This is a genomic window from Bradyrhizobium sp. dw_411, from assembly GCF_018449695.1.
In the GTDB taxonomy this organism is placed as follows: Bacteria; Pseudomonadota; Alphaproteobacteria; order Rhizobiales; family Xanthobacteraceae; genus Bradyrhizobium.
The window spans coordinates 12,919-29,580 of the sequence record NZ_JAAVUY010000015.1 but is presented as its reverse complement, the minus strand read 5'-3'; the positions used below and the strand labels follow the sequence as shown (position 1 = coordinate 29,580).

Sequence of the window (16,662 nt, the reverse complement as noted above, 5' to 3'; positions counted from 1 at the left end):
TCAAATCCAGGCAGATCAACATTTCATGGCGAGAGGCGCTTTCGCGCCGTCTCGAACCACGCAGATGTGCTCAGTTGTTGCTGGTATTCGCGCCGGTGGCCAGGGCGAAGGCTTCCTCATTGATGTTGGTGCCGATCTGCGATTCAAGCTTCGTGATGTATTGCGCGAGCTGTTCATCGGTCTGCGCGCGCAGAACGGTATCCTTCAATTTCTTCAGGTCGTCCGAGAGCGGATCGACCGGGGGAACGCTGACATCGGTCACCCGGAACACGATCCACGCATTGGCGCTGGCATCGGGGGTTTGTCCGACGCCGTCCTTGGCGGTGCGAAACGCCGCGGCGACGACGGCAGCGGGCACCCCGGGCGCGGAGGCATCGCGCTTGAGGCCGCTGGCGGTTTCGACCTTCAGTCCCGCCGCTGCGGCTTCATCGGCAAGCTTGCCGCCCTGATCGAGTTTGGTGACCATCTCGGTCGCCTTGGTGCGCAACCGGCTGATGATCTGGTCGTCGCGCCATCTGGTCTCGACCTGGTCCTTGACCTCGTCAAGCGTGCGTTCGCGCGATGGCGTGATGCCGAGCACGTCGTACCAGACATAGCCGCCATTGTACTGGATCGGGTCGTTGTCGACGCCGACATCGCTGGAGAAGGCGGGTGCTATGATTTCGAGGCCGCGGGGAATGTTGGGTACCGGCTGGCCGGTGGGCAGGCGGCCGGAGCGATCGACGGCGTCGACCGTGACGGCGGTGAGGCCCAGTTTCTGCGCGGCTTCGATCACGCTGGCGCCGCCACCGCGTTCGTCTTCCATCTTGTCACGCAGTTCCGCGACTTTGGTGCGCGCGCGCTCGACCGCAATCTCCTTTTTGAGATCGGCAGCGCTGGTCGCATAGTCCGGCTCGACCCCGGGTTCGATCTTGCCAACCTTGAGCAGCGCGACGCCGAACCGGCCTTGCGCCGGCTGGCTGACTTCGCCTGATGGCAGCGAGAACGCCGCGTCCGCAATCGCGGAATCGCCTATCGCCGATTTGGCGATCACACCGAGGTCGATGTCGGACGGCGTAAGGCCGCGCTCCTTGGCCAGGTCCTCGAATGAGGTTCCGGACGCGATGCGGCTGCGAGCGGCGGTGGCCTCGTCGGCGTTCGGAAACATGATCTGCGACAATTGCCGGCGCTCCGGCGTGCCAAGCCGGTCGCGGCGTTGCTCGAAGGCCTTGCGGGCATCCTCGTCGGAGACTTCCGACCATTTGCCGATATCTTCCGGATTGATCGCGACAAAGGAAATCTTGCGATATTCGGGCGCGCGGAACTGGACTTTATGGTCTTCGAAATAGCCGGCCAGCGCTTCCGGCGACGGCGGATCGATCGTTCCGGCCTGGGCAGCGTCCAGTTTGACGTAGTCGATGCTGCGCTGTTCGTTGGCAAACCGGGTGAGGGCGTCGATCAGGACTTTCGGTGGCTCAAGGCCCGATGAAACCGAGCCAGCGATCTGGCGCCGCAGCGACACCTTGCGCTGCTCGGCGATATAGCGCTGTTCGCTGAATCCGAATTGCCGAATGGCTTGCTGGAAGCGGTTCGGGTCGAAAGCACCGTTGACGCCCTGGAAATTGGGATCGGTGGTGATCATGCGCATGGTTTCGTCGTTGGACTGGCCAAGACGCAACTGCCGCGCTTCCTCATCCAGTGCCGCTTCGGCAATGGTCTGCTGCAGCACTTGCCGATCGAGCCCGAAGGCGCGGGCCTGATCCGCGGTCAACGGGCGGCCGAACTGGCGGCCGATCTGCTGCAGCCGGTCGGTATAGATCTGGCGGAATTGATCGGTCGAAATCTCGGTCCAGCCGACCTTGGCCAGCGTCGATTGTCCGAACCCTCTGAAGATATCGGCGATGCCCCAGACACCGAAACTGATGATCAATACGCCCATCACCGTGGCCATAATGATTTTGCCGAGCCAGTTTGATGAGGCCTTGCGCATTCCTCGAAGCATGGGTCCGTCTTCTATCTAATAATTAAGGGGCTGATTTTATTGGCTTTTCCGGATTTTAGCCCGCGCCTCAGCCGAAGGCGCGGAATAGATGTTCTATTTTCCGGTCTCGGCACGATCTAACTTGCCGATGGCCCCCGCCGCAAGCCTGCTCCGGGGCGCGCTTTTGGCTTGGAAGGGATCCCATCCGTATCCGGGCGGTTCGCATGGCGGGCGTCTTGCCCGCCGCCTTAAGGCCGATTTTAGGACAATCCCGGCGCGAAGGTCATGCGACCTGTTGCGACATCTTGACCTTCGAGGCGCGATGTTCGCCGGCGAGCACTGGCACATGCCTGGCGCCTTCGCTCACCGACAGGCAGGTCGGGATGCAGCGGATCAGGGCGTCGTAGTTGGCGTGCGCGAAGTACGCGACCGACAGCCGGCGGGTCGACTGACCCGGAGCAGCCGGCGGATTGCTGACGCGATGAATGTTGGACACCCACTGATCGTTGGTCCACATCGCCATCAAGTCGCCGATATTGATGATGAACGCGCCCGGCTGCGGTTCGACGTCGACCCAGCCGCCATTGCGCAACTTGACCTGTAATCCGCCGAGCGCCTTCTCGGCGAGCAGGATGGTCAGGGCGCCATAGTCGGTGTGGGCACCCGACCGCGTCTGTGCCGCATCGACGCGCATGCCACTCTGATCGGGATAGTTGATGATGCGCATCACGCTCGTATGCTTGTCGAAGAACTCGGCGAAGAAATCCCGCTCGACATTCAAGGCGCCGGCGAAGATTTGCAGCAGGCTTCTGCTCAAATTCTCCATGCACTGATAATAGAGCCGGATGTTGTCCGCGAAGCCCGGCGGCCGGTCGGGCAGGATATTCGGCTCGAACGCGGTCGCGGCGAACGCCTGCTGGTAGTATGGCGTAGCCGGCACGTCGAAGCGGCCGAAGGCAAGCTGTTCCTTGATATCGACCAGTGCGGCACCGTTATGCGTGCGCCCGAGATTCTCCTGACCGACCCCGACATATCCGCGACTGATGCTGCCACGGGGGTTGCTGCAGCGCTGCTTGTCCGCGTCCGGCAGGTCGAAGAACGTCTTTGCGGTTTTCGACAGGGTGGACGTGATCTGTTGGTCGATGCCATGTCCGACGACGGTGAAGAACCCAACCTCTCTTAAGGCCTCGTTGACCTGATCGTAGATGCGGCGCGTGGCGATCGGATCGTTGCCGAGAAAGCCCGCGATGTCGATTTCCGGTATGCTCATAATGTCACCTGATTGAGTGGGCGGCTTTAGCCGGGCAGAGCGAGATGGCGTTCACCGGCCGGGGCGAGGAAGGCCGGATCGAACACCTCGCCCGGCGCAGGCGTGCGCGGCAACTGGTAGCCCTCGACCACGGCCTTGATCGACGTTTCCAGCTTTGCAGGATCGACGCCGCCAAAGCCGTTTGCGTTGGTCCAGGGTGTCCCCATGACGTGGCGCAGCGTGTAGTCGAGGCGTTGCTTCTCGACATTCGTGTTCAGCAACGGTTCGACCGCCAACATCGACTTGATGGCGCCGTCGACGTCGGCGATCGTTGCCTTGAAGCCGCGATGGATGGCGCGGACGAGGCCGCGCACCGCGTCCGGATTGTTCTTGATGAATGATTGGGAGGCCATCACGCCGTTGGAGTAGAGATCAAGGCCGAAATCCGAATAACTGAACCAGCGCGCATCCTTGTCCGGATCGAACTTCGCCTGCATCAGATTGACGTAGATCGAGTAGTTGAAGCCGAGTATGCCGTCGAGCTTCGACGTGATCAGCATCTGCTCTTGCAGGTTCGCCGCGACGTTCTGCTTTTCGATCTTGTCGTAGTCGATGCCGTTGATGCGTGCCAAAAGCGGCAGGAGCCGCGCGGATGCGCTGCCTGCGGGGGCTCCGACCGTGCGGCCTGCAAGATCCCTGAGCGTCTTGATCGGCCCGTCGGCGCGCGTCACCACCACGGACGGTCCGCGATTGTACATTTCGTAGACCATGCGCGGCGCCTGCTCGGGCTTCTGCGCGGCGGCTGCGATCAGGGCATTGATGTCGCCGAACCCGGCTTCATAATTGCCGGTCATGATACGGGATATCGTTGCTGCCGATCCTTCGCCCTGGTCGATAACGACCTCGAGCCCTTCGTCGCTGAAATAGCCCTTGTCGCGCGCCACATAAAACCATGCGTGAACGCCCTGGTATTTCCAATCGAGCGTGAAGCGGATCTTCGTCGGCGGCGCCGCGCGCGCTCGCGCGACAAACGGGAGCATGGCCGTGCCCGCAATGACGGAGCGTCGTGTGATCGATCTCATAATCAACTCCCTCGCGGGCGCGCTAGATTTGCGTGCGCTGCAAGTTATGCAATCCACGTGCCGACAAAACAAGTTTTATCGATAAAGTCAATTTTATCGATTATCATCGGATTTTAGTTCGCGGCCGGGAATGGAAGGCGTATAGGAGAGTTCTTGCATTGCCGTCGAAGCGAGCGACCTGATGAAAGTTCAATCACGCGCACGGGCAAAGCCCGAGCCACCGAAGCCGATGGCGGTCGATCCCGCCGTGTCAGCGCCAACGCTGACCGAGCATGTGTTGCAGCGGCTGCGTGACGATATCGTCAGCGGTACGCTTGCCGCCTCGGAAAAGCTGCGCGTGCAGGATCTCAGCCGCCGCTACGGTGTCGGGGCCTCTCCGCTGCGCGAAGCCCTGTCGCGGCTGACCGCGGATGGTCTGGTTGCGAACGAGAGCAACCGCGGGTTCCGCGTGGCGCCGATGTCGGTCGCTGAATTCATCGATGTTGCGGAAAACCGTCGGCGCATCGAAAGTCTTGCGCTCGAGCGATCGATCAAGGCCGGCGACGACGCGTGGGAAGGCCGCCTGATCGCCGACTATCATCAGTTGCGGAAACTCGAAGCGACCTATCGTCCGAATTCGAAGCTCAACGAGCCGACCTATGAATGGGAGCGGCGGCATCGCAATTTCCATCAGTCGTTGATCGCGGCTTGTCCGTCGCCCTGGCTGTTGCATTTCGACTGGCTATTGGTTTGCCAGTTCGACCGCTACCGCCGGTTGGTCATCCTCAATGCGGGTTCAACGCGCGCCGGCCGGCAGCAGGAGCAGGCACTGGTCGACGCGGCGCTGACGCGCGATGCGAAAACCGCAACTCAAATCCTCTGCGGGCATATCGACGATTCAACGGCTCAGATCGTGCGGCAACTGCGTGAGCGGCTGTAAGGAGGGAGAGGACGGACCCGAGAATTGTCCAAATGAAGTGGTTAGGTTCTCCGGGGGCTCCCGTGGCGAGTATCTGGCGGGGGTGTGCCGGCTCTGCTAGCGCTTGATTGAGCCAAATCTCAGGGAATTCGACATGACCAATACCCATCGGCCGCTGATCGCCGGCAACTGGAAAATGAACGGCCTCAAGGCGTCCATGGCCGAGTTTGAGGCGATGCTGGCAGGCGCGTCCAGGGTTACGAGCAAGGCGGACCTCTTGGTTTGCCCGCCGGTGACGCTGATCACGGCCTTTGCCGACAAAGCGCGTGGCTCAAAAGCCCTTGCGGTCGGGGGGCAGGATTGCCACCCCAAGGCATCGGGCGCCCATACCGGGGATATTTCGGCCGAAATGCTGGCCGATGCCGGCGCCAGCGCCGTGATCGTCGGCCATTCCGAGCGGCGGGCCGACCACGGCGAGAACGATGCGCTGGTCCGGCAAAAGGCCGAGGCGGCGTGGCGCGCGGGCCTTTTGGCCATTGTCTGCATCGGCGAGACCCAGGCTCAGCGCGATGCCGGGCAAACCCTCGATATTTGCGGCAGCCAGCTCAAGGGATCACTCCCGGACGGCGCCACCGCGGCCAAGCTTGTGGTGGCCTACGAGCCGGTCTGGGCGATCGGAACCGGTCTCACGCCAACGGCCGGAGATGTCGAGCAAATTCATAAGTTTATACGGCAAACCCTGATGACTCGGTTTAGCGGCGAGGGGGCCAGTATGCGCATCCTCTACGGCGGTTCCGTAAAACCCTCTAACGCCGCGGAATTGATGGCGGTTGCCAACGTCAACGGGGCCCTGATCGGTGGCGCCAGCCTGAAAGCATCAGACTTTCTTGCGATTGCGGCCGATTGCCCCTAACTAACGGCTTGATAGCGCAGGCATGACCACGTCCCGGGGGTGACAATCCCCCATCCGATCGTGTAACACCGCGCAACTCAAAACACCGCAAGCCCTAAGATGCTGCCGGCTACCGGCGCGTTTGGTTTGCGACGGAAGGTAGAGATGCAGACCGTCGTTATCGTAATCCATCTGATGATCGTCGCGACCTTGATCGCGACCGTGCTGTTGCAAAAATCCGAGGGCGGCGGCCTTGGGGTTGGTGGCGGCGCCGGCTTCATGTCGAGCCGCGGCACGGCCAATCTGTTGACGCGCACGACGGCGGTTCTGGCGGTGGGCTTCTTCCTGACCAGCCTGTTCCTGTCCTGGCTCGCGAGCTACGACCGCAAGCCGAGTTCGATCATCAATCCCGTGACGCAATCGCAGCCGGGCGGCGGCGCGCAGCCGCTGGCTCCGACCAGTGGCGGCGGCGTGCTGGATTCGCTCAAGAAGACCGACGAGCAGCAGAATCAGCCTGCGCCATCCGGCCCGCAGGCGCCGCGTTCGCAATAAAGCGGGATGGCCATGCATGGACGGCATCTACCGTCCTGCATCAGCAATCCCTATCAACACACTGACAATACTTTAAATTCCAAGACTTCAAATTCTAAGTCACCCACAGCCCGGCAAAATGTTCGCTGCGGCGTGCGATTCGTTTTGGCGAATCGTGCCGGTAGCCTTAAAGGTTAAGCCCCATGGCGCGGTATATCTTCATCACCGGCGGCGTGGTTTCCTCGCTCGGCAAAGGTCTGGCTTCGGCGGCACTCGGTGCGCTGTTGCAGGCGCGTGGCTACAAGGTCCGGCTGCGCAAGCTCGATCCCTATCTCAATCTCGACCCCGGAACGATGTCGCCCTACCAGCATGGCGAAGTGTTCGTGACCGATGACGGTGCGGAGACCGATCTCGATCTCGGCCACTATGAGCGCTTCACCGGGCGTCCGGCGACCAAGGCCGACAACATCACCACCGGCCGCATCTATCAGGATATTCTGACCAAGGAGCGGCGCGGCGATTATCTCGGCGCTACCATCCAGGTGATTCCGCACGTCACCAACGCGATCAAGGATTTCATCCTCGACAGCAATGACGAATTCGATTTCGTGCTGTGCGAGATCGGCGGCACCGTCGGCGACATCGAAGGCCTGCCATTCTTCGAGGCGATCCGCCAGATCAAGAACGATCTGCCGCGCGACCACGCCATCTACATTCATCTGACGCTGCTGCCGTTCATCCCAAGCGCCGGCGAATTGAAGACAAAACCGACCCAGCATTCGGTCAAGGAACTGCGTTCGATCGGCATCCAGCCGGATATCCTGCTGTGCCGTACCGACCGCCCGATCCCGAAGGAAGAGCGCCGCAAGCTCGGCCTGTTCTGCAACGTGCGTGAAAGCGCCGTGATCGAGGCGCGCGACGTCGACAACATCTATGCAGTGCCGGAGGGTTATCACGCCGCCGGCCTCGACGACGAAGTGCTGGCGGCGTTCGGCATCGAGCCGAAGGCTCCCCCCGCGCTGCAAAGCTGGCACGTGATCAACGAGCGGGTGCGCAATCCCGAGGGTGCGGTGACGATCGCGATCGTCGGCAAGTACACCGGCATGAAGGATGCGTATAAATCGCTGACCGAGGCGCTGTCGCATGGCGGCATTGCCAACAAGGTGAAGGTCAATCTCGACTGGATCGAGAGCGAGGTGTTCGAGAACGAGGATCCCGCGCCGTTCCTGGAACACGTCAACGGCATTCTGGTGCCCGGCGGCTTCGGCCAGCGCGGCGCTGAGGGCAAGATCCGCGCGGCCCAATTCGCGCGCGAGCGTAACGTGCCGTATTTCGGTATCTGCTTCGGGATGCAGATGGCGGTGATCGAGGCCGCGCGCAATCTGGTCGGCATCGAGCAGGCCAATTCGACCGAGTTCGGTCCGACGCCGGAACCGCTGGTCGGCCTGATGACGGAATGGCTGCGCGGCAATGAGCTTGAGAAGCGCACCAAGGCGGGCGATCTCGGCGGCACCATGCGCCTTGGCGCCTATCCCGCAGCCCTCAAGCGCGGCAGCCGGGTGTCGGAAATCTATGGCGGGGCGCTGGAGATTTCGGAGCGCCACCGTCATCGCTATGAGGTCAACACCGCCTATAAAGATCGGCTCGAGCAGCACGGCCTGCGATTTTCCGGCCTGTCGCCCGACGGCGTGCTGCCGGAGATCGTCGAATATGAGGACCATCCCTGGTTCATCGGCGTGCAATTCCATCCCGAATTGAAATCACGCCCATTTGAACCGCACCCGCTGTTCGCCTCATTCGTTCAGGCCGCGATGGTCCAGTCGCGGCTGGTTTGATGCTATGCATCGGCGGCCTTTGACGGGCGCGCCGATTGTTGCGACAAAACGATCCCTGCACCCGCAAGAGCAGATCAGAGAACAGATCAGGGAGTTATGTCGATGATTTACGAGACCCGTGTCTATCGTTGCCTGCCAGGCCGCCTGCCGGCGCTGTTGAAGCGTTTCGAGACCCTCACGCTGAAGCTGTGGGAAAAGCACGGCATCAAGCAGGCCGGCTTTTTCACCACGCTGGTCGGCGAATCCAACCAGGAATTGACTTATTTTCTGGCCTGGGAATCACTGGCCGATCGCGAGAAGAAATGGGCCGCGTTCCAGAGCGATCCGGACTGGATCTCCGGCCGTGCGAAAACCGAGGAAGACGGCCAGATCGTCAGCAATATCGTCAATCAACTGCTGGTCCCGACCTCGTTCTCATCGGTGAAGTGACCGGCCTTAGAGCCCGGTTCTGATTGAATCAGAACCGGGCTCTAATCTTTTGTTTTGTCGCGTTTTCTACGCAGATAAGTCTACGCAATCTGCGTAAACTTGATTGCTATGCGAACCGGTATCCACTTCGCTCGAAAACGCTCTAGAAAGGGCTCGGGTCACCCGGATGCCCCACGGTCTCGACCACATCGTGCACGCCGTCCGCGATCTCGACGCGGCGGCGGCGTTCTATGCGAGCGCCGGCTTTACCGTCGGCGCGCGCAACCGCCATCCATGGGGCACGCATAACCGCATTGTGCAGTTAAAGAACTGCTTCATCGAGATTCTCAGCGTTGCCGAACCTGAAAAGATCGTGCCGCACGGCGCGCGCTCGTTTTCATTCGGCGCCTTCCATCGCGACTTTCTCGCCGCGCGGGAGGGATTCTCGATGCTGCTCCTCAATAGCAGCAATGCCATCGAGGATGCACGCGCGTTCGAGTCCTCGGGAATTTCGGACTTCGACGTATTCAATTTCGGCCGCGAAGGCACCAAGCCTGATGGCACACCGGTGAAGCTGGCGTTCTCGCTGGCCTTTGCGCGGGACGCAGCTTCGCCTGACACAGGCTTTGCGGTGTGCCAGCATCATTTTCCGGAAAACTTCTGGAATCCGGCATTTCAGACCCATGCCAACGGCGTCAAGGCCTCGCCCGGCGTAGTGCTGGTGGCCGATAATCCTTCCAGTCATCAGGGCTTCATCAAAGCGTATACCGGTGTCAGCACGGTGGATGCAGGTTCGTCCGGCGTTACGGCTCACACCGAAAACGGCGATATCGACATCCTGCAGCCGACGTCATTTCGCGACCGGTTCGGCGCCTCAATCGGCGCGACAGGCGAGGGGATGGTATTCGGCGCGCTGCGGTTTGCCGTCGCGGACCCCGCGCAAACCGAGGCCCTGCACCGGCAGAACGGCATCGCCTCGCAGCGCCATGGCGGGCGTCTGGTGGTGCCGCCTGAACTGGCCCACGGCGCAACCCTGATATTCGAGACCGCATAGATATTTAGCGCGTATTTCGGCGCCAAAACCGCTACGCCCCTTGGCGAAAAGGCGCGCGAGGGTTGATCCTCCCGGCGCTGCACGGCATGGTCTGCGGACGCCGTAACGAAGGAAAAGTCTTGAGCGCCACTATTTCAGCTGCGCCGGTCGTCGCCGCCGGATCGGTCAAATTCGGCAATGACCTGCCGATTTCGATCATCGCCGGCCCGTGCCAGCTTGAGAGCCGCGCACACGGGCTCGAGGTGGCGGCCGCACTGAAAGAGATTGCGGCACGCCTGAAGATCGGCCTCGTCTACAAGACCTCGTTCGACAAAGCCAACCGCACCAGCGTATCCGCCGCGCGCGGCATAGGCCTTGCGCAGGCGCTGCCGATTTTTGCCGAGATCCGCTCGTCGCTGGGATTGCCGGTGCTGACCGACGTCCACGAAGTCGCGCAATGCGCCGAGGTCGCGCAGGCGGTCGATGTGTTGCAGATCCCGGCGTTCCTGTGCCGGCAGACCGATCTGCTCGTGGCGGCCGCTGCGACCGGCAAGGTCGTCAACGTCAAGAAGGGCCAGTTCCTGGCGCCGTGGGACATGGCCAATGTCGTCGCCAAGATCACGGGCGCAGGCAATCGCAACGTGCTGGTCACTGAGCGCGGCGTTTCGTTCGGCTACAATACGCTGGTGTCGGACATGCGGGCGCTGCCGATCCTGGCGCGCACGACCGGCGCGCCTGTGATCTTCGACGCCACCCATTCGGTGCAGCAGCCCGGTGGCAAGGGCACTTCGTCGGGCGGTGAGCGCGAATTCGTGCCGGTGCTGGCGCGCGCTGCCGTCGCGGTCGGCGTCGCCGGGGTGTTCATCGAAACCCATCCCGATCCCGATCACGCGCCGTCCGATGGCCCCAACATGGTGCCGCTGCGCGATTTCGAAGGCTTGTTGCAGACGCTGATGGCGTTCGACATCATCACCAAGAACATTGCCCAAAATTCCGCAAAGCAAGGTTCTGAAAAGAATGTAGCGCGTTGATGCCGCAGAAAGTATTGCGGCCGCCCGATCAGCGCATGCCGCCGGCCATCAATATCATCGCACTGGCGAATTTCGCCGCCAGCCTGTCGACCCGCGCGCTCGATCCGGTGCTGCCGCATGTCGCCGACGATTTCGGCATCACGATCGCGACCGCTGCAAGTTTCGTCGCGGTATTCGCCTTTACCTTTGCGATCGTCCAGCCCGTGCTGGGGGCCGCCGCCGACCTGTTCGGCAAGGCGCGGCTGATGATCGTGTGCCTGGTGCTATTGGGCATAGCGAGCATCTTGGGCGCGCTGTCGACATCGTTTTCGATGCTGTTCGCGTCGCGTATCCTCGCCGGTATCGCTTCCGGCGGTGTGTTTCCGGTGGCACTCGGTTTGGTCAGTGACCTCGTCGCGCCAGACAAGCGCCAGGTCGCGATCGGGCGTACGCTGGCGGGTTCGATGACCGGCAATCTGCTCGGCGCTTCGTTTTCCGGCGTGATCGGCGACTTTCTCGGCTGGCGCGGTGTGCTGGCGCTGATCGGCGTGCTGGTGATCGTGGCGTCGGTCGCGGTCGCGGCGGGCTTTCGCGGCGCGGCGCTCAAGCGCGCACCCCGGACCAATCTGTCGGCGCTCCGGCACGGCTATCACACGATTTTCACCAACCCGAACGCGTTTTGCTATGCCGCGGTCTTCATCGAAGGCTGCTGCGTATTGGGATTGTTTCCGTATCTCGCATCGTTCCTGTTCGAACTCGGCGAGACCAGCCTGTCGATTGCCGGGCTCGTCATCGCCGGTTTTGCGCTCGGCGGTCTGTTTTACACGCTGACGGTTTCGCGCTTTCTGCCGCGGCTTGGCGTCAAGGGCATGATGATCGCGGGCGGGTCGATGGTCGGCCTGCAACTCGCCGTCATCGCGTTCGGTCCCAGTTGGAAAGTGCAGGGGATCAGCCTGTTGTTCATGGGCTGGGCATTCTACAGCATCCATGGCTGCCTGCAGGTGTTCGCCAGCGAGCTTTCAGTCGAAGCCCGCGCCACCGCGATGTCGCTGCATTCGTTTTTCTTCTTCATGGGCCAGACCGTGGGACCGATCGCCTACGGCTTCGGCATCCTGCATGTCGGAAAGACGCCGACTTTGCTGACCAGCGCGTGCATCATCACCGCGCTCGGCTTCGCCTGCGCACGGCTGCTGCGGCAAAGGCGGCCGGAGGATGCGGCCGCGCGGCCTGACGTTCAGCCTTAGCATCGTGCCGCAATATTGGATGTCGGGCGTCACCATCTTCTCGCTGAGGTTCCTCATTTGCTTTGCTTGAGCATCGCTTCGAGTTCTTCTTCGAGCGATCGCGGCGAAATGCCGAGCACGCGAAACCCCGGCAAGTTGTCTGAGGCCGTGGTATCGATCTGCATAAGCTCGACCTGATTGCGGGTGAGGGGCGGGTGCGGCAGGATTTCAGCGACGCCGGCAAGTGCATCCCATAGGGCAAACGGAGTCCGCATCAGCACAGGCCGCAATCCTGCAATACGGGCAACGGTCCGCAACAACTCCTCATATGAATAGACGCGCGGGCCGGCCAGTTCGTAGACAGGATACGGCTTTTTGCTCAGCCGCAGAACTTGTGCAATCGCCACGGCAACGTCATCCGCGTAAGCCGGCTGGAGCTTCGTCCTGCCGTCGCCGAATATTGGATAAGCCGGCAGGCGCCGAAGCAGCCTGAGAATTGTCGTGAGAAAGCTGTCGTCCGACGCAAACATCACCGCCGGGCGGATGATGACCGAGCCTGGGAATGCGGCCCGCACGGCTGCCTCGCCCTCACCGCGACTGCGAATATACGGCGAAGGCGAGGTCGCGTCGGCGCCGATTCCCGACAGGTGAACCAGCCGTTTGGTCCCGACCCGCCGCGCTACGCTTGCGATCCTGGCGGCTGCTTCGACGTGCACCGAATGGAATGTACTGCTTCCGTGCTCGACGTACAGGCCGATCGCGTTGACCACGCCATCGGCACCTGCAACAGCGTCTTCAACGGAATGCTCATCATTTGCGTCAACGGCGATTTGTTCGACGTGGGCGCCCTCGGCCTGCCCGGGATGCCGCGATGCGACGCGCACGGTGGCGCCGGAGTCGGACAAATAGCGCACGATGCGACGGCCAATAAAGCCGGTTCCTCCAAACACGGTTACGCGGCCCATTTGCAGATCGATCTGACGGTCCTGGGCGCCGCTCTCGAGTGAGCCGTTAAGCGCCGTGCGTACTGTCTCAGCAGCCTCTGCCGGTGAACCACCTTTGCTGACATGATGCCCGATAACATCGAGCAAAATTTGCGCCGCAGGGCCGACGGTCTGCAACTCTTTCATCGCTTCATGGATCAGCGGCTCGGCTTCTGCATACAGCTTTTGCGCCTGTTCGATCATCGGCTTTGCCCGATAGACAAGATCGATCAGCGCCCTGCTGGCCGGCAAAGATTTCTCAATTTGTCTCAGTTGTGTCTCGCTGAAACCAGAAACGTGACCAATGAGGTCAATGAGCCACTGATTCAACATGGTCTACCCTGCTATTGGCTTTACCGTCGGCCAATCGGTCGTTCCAAACGGACAGACGGCCCCTCGGGTATCCGTTTACACCAAATAGCCCGCGAAGGCTGCTGTTGGCACGAAACGGACCAGTCGGCTCGGTTGGAGATGTCCGTTTATGGGGGTAGAGCGGGCTCTCCGCGAACGGCTCTCCACTTGTCGTCAAGAATTGGAATCGCCGAAGCAACAGGAGGCGTGAGAAAAATCCTTGGCAGAAGCAGTACGTAAAACATCATACGGCTTCCTCGAATTGTCTTATGCGCCGCGAGTTGTAGGTATTCTCACGATGTCATGGAGGCTCCCCTAGCAACCGTCTGACATCGCGGCGTGCCGGATGTGGATCGCGACAATGACTTGGCCTAAGCTAATCCGGTGGACCTTGGAATTGATCATCGGTATTCGTCACTGGGAGATCGCGCATGAGGATCGTCTTTGCGGTTCTGCCGCATCTTATCATTGCCGTCGCATTGCTCGGACTGATCTTTCAAATATTTCGGTTCGGCGAAACTCGGCGCGCGCCTGGAATGGCAACCGTCACCGATTGGCTGTGGAGAATCGCGCGCTGGCTGTATGGAGGCTATTTCATCTATACGGCAGTGATGATTGGACGCACGCTTTGGATCGGCGGCAAAGGCGTCCAACAACCGACGCCTGAGGCCAAAGCGTTTTATGAAGCCCTGCACGCCACCGGCTTTCTCTACCCATTGATGGGAATTACTTTCGGCGTTGGTGGCCTTGCACTTATCCTTCACCGGACTGCGCCATTGGGGTTGGTTTTGCTTGCGCCGTCCGTGGGCGTAATATTTCTCTTCCACCTTATGCTCACCGGCAGCGTCGTTTGGGGTAGCGAATGGGCCCTTGGATTGGTTCTTCTGGCTTGGCACTATCGGTCCGCATATACGGCGCTCTGGAACTATACTTCTCCGGGCGTTACGATGGGCGCAAACCGCTAGGTAATAACGGGCCGAATTGGCACTCGGCGGAAGGTCTCCGACCTTTCGCGTTTACAATGCGTGAACGGCTGCTATGGGGGAGTTTTTTCTTTTAGCCGCATCACGTGGGCAGCTTCCGTTCATGGCACTTTCCAGACATGGCTCGATGTCCGTCTTGAGTCCGTTATGCGCACCAAAGCGGACGTTCGCCAGCGCCTCTGCGCCGCTTGCTCAACCCATGAACGATTTAAGCAACGCCTGCTCGATGCGGCTGGCATGCCGCTCCCTATGCCGCAAAACATAGAAAGCGCGTCGCGGCAGTTCGAACCTGACGCGGTGCAGGGTTTTGGCGGCGAGCGAGGGCGCAACCACGAGATCGGAGATCGCGGTCGCGGTGTCGCCGGTTTCCACGGCGGTACGGACGGCTTCGTTGGAGGGCAATTCCAGCGCGATCTGAAGATCGGATAATTTGATGCCGGAATGCCGGAGTGCTGACTCGAACATCGAGCGCGTGCCGGAGCCGGGCTCGCGCAACACCCAGTCGGTCGTCAGCAGATCCTTTGCCGCGATTTTCTTGCGGTCGACCCATGGATGCCTGGCGCCGACGACGACGATCAGCGTGTCGCCGTCGATCTTCTTCGCCGAGAGCGAGGCTTCATCGACTTCGCCTTCCACAAAACCGAGATCGGCGCTGCCCTGAGCGACGGCGCGCGCGACCAGTTCGGTATTGGCGATGGTGACCTTGAGATCGACGCCGGGATAGGCGGCGTGAAAGGCCTGAAGCCGGCCCGGCAGCCAGTAATTCGCGACCGTCTGGCTGGCGGCAATCGCCAGCGAGCCGCGCTTCAACCCAGCGAGATCGTTGAGAACCTGCTCGGCGGCCCTGGCGCGCGCCAGCACCGCACGGGCCTCGATCAGGAAGTCGCGGCCGGTCTGGGTCAGCACGATGCCGCGGCCGATGCGGTCGAACAGCTTGATGTCGTAACGCGCTTCGAGCGCCGCGATGGCGGCACTCGTGGCGGATTGCGTCAGGTTCAATTCGCCGGCGGCCTGTGTGACGTGCTGCTTTTCCGCGACCGCGATGAAGATGCGCAATTGTTCCAGCGTCATGCTCTATCCGATGAGTTTGATCAGCCCAAGGCTGAAGCTTGCGATGAAGAGGAAGGCGAGGGCGCCGAGAAGCGCAGGCCGAACACCCTTGGCGAGCAGCTTGCGGATGTCGGTCTCCAGCCCCATCGCCGCCAGTGCGATCGTCAGCAAGAATGTGGTGACAGCCACAATCCACATTTTCGCTTCGGCCGGAATCGTGATCAGGCTGTTGACCCCGACCAGAGCGACGAAACCAAGCACGAACCAGGGCATTGGGGGGCGAGCAGATGATTGCTCGCTCTTGCTGGTGCCGCGAGCCATCAATCCCAGCGTGATCACGACGGGCGCCAGCAGCATCACGCGGGACAGCTTCGCGATGGTGCCGAACTCGCCGGACTTTTGGCCGTCCTGGAACGCCGCGGCGACGACCTGCGCGATTTCGTGGATCGATGCGCCGCTCCACAGCCCGAACGCGTGGGGATCGAGATGCAGCAGCCCCGGCAGCAGCGGATAGGTGAACATCGCGACCGATCCGAACACGGTCACGCAGGCGACCGCGTAGGCTACGTCTTCATCGGATGCGTTGGTCACGGTGTTGGTGGCGATCACGGCGGAAGCGCCGCAAATCGAAGTGCCGGCGGCAATCAACTGCGCCAGTTTGCGCTCGACGCCGAGCAGGCGTCCCATCCAGACCGTAAAGGCGAAGGTTGCGATTAGCGTGGCGGCGATAATGCCGATGCCGCGGCCACCGACCTCGATCACCTGAGAGATCGTCAATTGCAGCCCGAGCAGGATGATGGCGATGCGCAACAATCGTCGCATGCTGAAGACCACGCCCGCCTTGGCGACAGCGGGCGTGCCGATGAGATTGTGGAAGGCGATGCCGATCACGATGGCCAGGATCAGCGGGCTGAATGTTGCCAGTCCCGGCAAGTGCCGAAGCCCATAGGCCGAGACCGCAACCGCCGATGCCAGCAGCAGGCCGGGCAGGGTGGTCAGGACGGCCTTGCCCCGTTCGTGCCCCGATCCGGACATGGCGTTCGGGGCAGGCTGAGCGGCGAGATTGGCGCTGGAAAGGGAGTGGGAGGCTACGTTGGTCATGATCGGGCTCCATCGATTTGGTTCGCCCAAGATCGACAGTTTCGATCAATCAATCCAACAGATAATAATATTC

15 protein-coding genes are annotated in these 16,662 nt (G+C 61.4%); 9 read left to right on the top strand and 6 right to left on the bottom strand.

Going from position 1 to position 16,662, the window contains the following annotated elements:
- Positions 1–70 precede the first annotated feature (70 nt).
- The 3 genes from HB676_RS23900 to HB676_RS23890 all read right to left on the bottom strand — a co-directional run bounded on the left by HB676_RS23900 (position 71) and on the right by HB676_RS23890 (position 4,291).
- Positions 71–1,981 carry a peptidylprolyl isomerase gene (locus tag HB676_RS23900; protein ID WP_213740920.1) on the bottom strand — a complete coding sequence of 637 codons (1,911 nt, stop codon included), beginning with the start codon at positions 1,979–1,981 and terminating at the stop codon, positions 71–73.
- A gap of 262 nt (positions 1,982–2,243) precedes the next feature.
- Positions 2,244–3,230: a 2-oxoglutarate and iron-dependent oxygenase domain-containing protein gene (locus HB676_RS23895; protein ID WP_213740919.1), complete on the bottom strand. Its 987-nt coding sequence runs from the start codon at positions 3,228–3,230 to the stop codon at positions 2,244–2,246.
- 26 nt (positions 3,231–3,256) lie between these two features.
- Complete coding sequence (locus HB676_RS23890) at positions 3,257–4,291, bottom strand: ABC transporter substrate-binding protein (protein ID WP_213740918.1); 1,035 nt, start codon at positions 4,289–4,291, stop codon at positions 3,257–3,259.
- Positions 4,292–4,472: 181 nt separating this feature from the next.
- Here HB676_RS23890 and HB676_RS23885 point away from each other — a divergent pair, with 181 nt between their 5' ends.
- From HB676_RS23885 to HB676_RS23850, 8 genes are all read left to right on the top strand, one after another.
- The gene (locus HB676_RS23885) at positions 4,473–5,210 is read left to right on the top strand and encodes a GntR family transcriptional regulator (RefSeq protein ID WP_213740917.1); all 738 of its coding nucleotides are present in this window, start codon (positions 4,473–4,475) and stop codon (positions 5,208–5,210) included.
- Positions 5,211–5,343: 133 nt separating this feature from the next.
- Positions 5,344–6,102, top strand: coding sequence for a triose-phosphate isomerase (gene tpiA / locus HB676_RS23880; protein WP_213740916.1), 759 nt, complete (start codon positions 5,344–5,346; stop codon positions 6,100–6,102).
- A gap of 144 nt (positions 6,103–6,246) precedes the next feature.
- A complete protein-coding gene (secG, locus tag HB676_RS23875) occupies positions 6,247–6,633 on the top strand; it encodes a preprotein translocase subunit SecG (protein ID WP_213740915.1) in 387 nt (128 codons plus the stop codon).
- Positions 6,634–6,815: 182 nt separating this feature from the next.
- On the top strand, positions 6,816–8,447 hold the full coding sequence (locus tag HB676_RS23870; RefSeq protein WP_213740914.1) for a CTP synthase: 1,632 nt from the start codon (positions 6,816–6,818) through the stop codon (positions 8,445–8,447).
- Between the two features lie 102 nt (positions 8,448–8,549).
- The gene (locus HB676_RS23865) at positions 8,550–8,876 is read left to right on the top strand and encodes an NIPSNAP family protein (protein WP_213740913.1); all 327 of its coding nucleotides are present in this window, start codon (positions 8,550–8,552) and stop codon (positions 8,874–8,876) included.
- Positions 8,877–9,042: 166 nt separating this feature from the next.
- A complete protein-coding gene (locus HB676_RS23860; protein WP_213740912.1) occupies positions 9,043–9,909 on the top strand; it encodes a VOC family protein in 867 nt (288 codons plus the stop codon).
- A 119-nt stretch (positions 9,910–10,028) separates the two neighbouring features.
- Positions 10,029–10,919, top strand: coding sequence for a 3-deoxy-8-phosphooctulonate synthase (gene kdsA, locus HB676_RS23855; protein WP_213740911.1), 891 nt, complete (start codon positions 10,029–10,031; stop codon positions 10,917–10,919).
- Positions 10,919–12,142 (top strand): MFS transporter, encoded by a 1,224-nt coding sequence (locus HB676_RS23850; protein ID WP_213740910.1) that lies wholly within the window; start codon positions 10,919–10,921, stop codon positions 12,140–12,142. Before kdsA ends, HB676_RS23850 begins: the two co-directional genes overlap by 1 nt.
- Positions 12,143–12,195: 53 nt before the next feature.
- Here HB676_RS23850 and HB676_RS23845 read toward each other — a convergent pair whose 3' ends face one another.
- The gene (locus tag HB676_RS23845; protein WP_249780440.1) at positions 12,196–13,437 is read right to left on the bottom strand and encodes a complex I NDUFA9 subunit family protein; all 1,242 of its coding nucleotides are present in this window, start codon (positions 13,435–13,437) and stop codon (positions 12,196–12,198) included.
- A gap of 449 nt (positions 13,438–13,886) precedes the next feature.
- Between HB676_RS23845 and HB676_RS23840 the strand changes: the two genes are divergently transcribed.
- The gene (locus tag HB676_RS23840) at positions 13,887–14,420 is read left to right on the top strand and encodes a hypothetical protein (protein ID WP_213740909.1); all 534 of its coding nucleotides are present in this window, start codon (positions 13,887–13,889) and stop codon (positions 14,418–14,420) included.
- 210 nt (positions 14,421–14,630) lie between these two features.
- On the opposite strand, the gene HB676_RS23835 is transcribed toward HB676_RS23840, so the two are convergent.
- Together HB676_RS23835 and HB676_RS23830 are read right to left on the bottom strand one after the other, a co-directional pair.
- Positions 14,631–15,509 (bottom strand): LysR family transcriptional regulator, encoded by an 879-nt coding sequence (locus HB676_RS23835; RefSeq protein WP_213740908.1) that lies wholly within the window; start codon positions 15,507–15,509, stop codon positions 14,631–14,633.
- A 3-nt stretch (positions 15,510–15,512) separates the two neighbouring features.
- Positions 15,513–16,523 carry a YeiH family protein gene (locus HB676_RS23830; protein WP_213741080.1) on the bottom strand — a complete coding sequence of 337 codons (1,011 nt, stop codon included), beginning with the start codon at positions 16,521–16,523 and terminating at the stop codon, positions 15,513–15,515.
- Positions 16,524–16,662 lie beyond the last annotated feature (139 nt).

Coding starts and splice junctions, on each gene's coding strand:
- HB676_RS23900 (WP_213740920.1), bottom strand. CDS start 1,981: ATGCTTCGAGGAATGCGCAAGGCCTCATCAAACTGGCTCGGCAAAATC.
- HB676_RS23895 (WP_213740919.1), bottom strand. CDS start 3,230: ATGAGCATACCGGAAATCGACATCGCGGGCTTTCTCGGCAACGATCCG.
- HB676_RS23890 (WP_213740918.1), bottom strand. CDS start 4,291: ATGAGATCGATCACACGACGCTCCGTCATTGCGGGCACGGCCATGCTC.
- HB676_RS23885 (WP_213740917.1), top strand. CDS start 4,473: ATGAAAGTTCAATCACGCGCACGGGCAAAGCCCGAGCCACCGAAGCCG.
- tpiA (WP_213740916.1), top strand. CDS start 5,344: ATGACCAATACCCATCGGCCGCTGATCGCCGGCAACTGGAAAATGAAC.
- secG (WP_213740915.1), top strand. CDS start 6,247: ATGCAGACCGTCGTTATCGTAATCCATCTGATGATCGTCGCGACCTTG.
- HB676_RS23870 (WP_213740914.1), top strand. CDS start 6,816: ATGGCGCGGTATATCTTCATCACCGGCGGCGTGGTTTCCTCGCTCGGC.
- HB676_RS23865 (WP_213740913.1), top strand. CDS start 8,550: ATGATTTACGAGACCCGTGTCTATCGTTGCCTGCCAGGCCGCCTGCCG.
- HB676_RS23860 (WP_213740912.1), top strand. CDS start 9,043: ATGCCCCACGGTCTCGACCACATCGTGCACGCCGTCCGCGATCTCGAC.
- HB676_RS23850 (WP_213740910.1), top strand. CDS start 10,919: ATGCCGCAGAAAGTATTGCGGCCGCCCGATCAGCGCATGCCGCCGGCC.
- HB676_RS23845 (WP_249780440.1), bottom strand. CDS start 13,437: ATGTTGAATCAGTGGCTCATTGACCTCATTGGTCACGTTTCTGGTTTC.
- HB676_RS23840 (WP_213740909.1), top strand. CDS start 13,887: ATGAGGATCGTCTTTGCGGTTCTGCCGCATCTTATCATTGCCGTCGCA.
- HB676_RS23835 (WP_213740908.1), bottom strand. CDS start 15,509: ATGACGCTGGAACAATTGCGCATCTTCATCGCGGTCGCGGAAAAGCAG.
- HB676_RS23830 (WP_213741080.1), bottom strand. CDS start 16,523: ATGTCCGGATCGGGGCACGAACGGGGCAAGGCCGTCCTGACCACCCTG.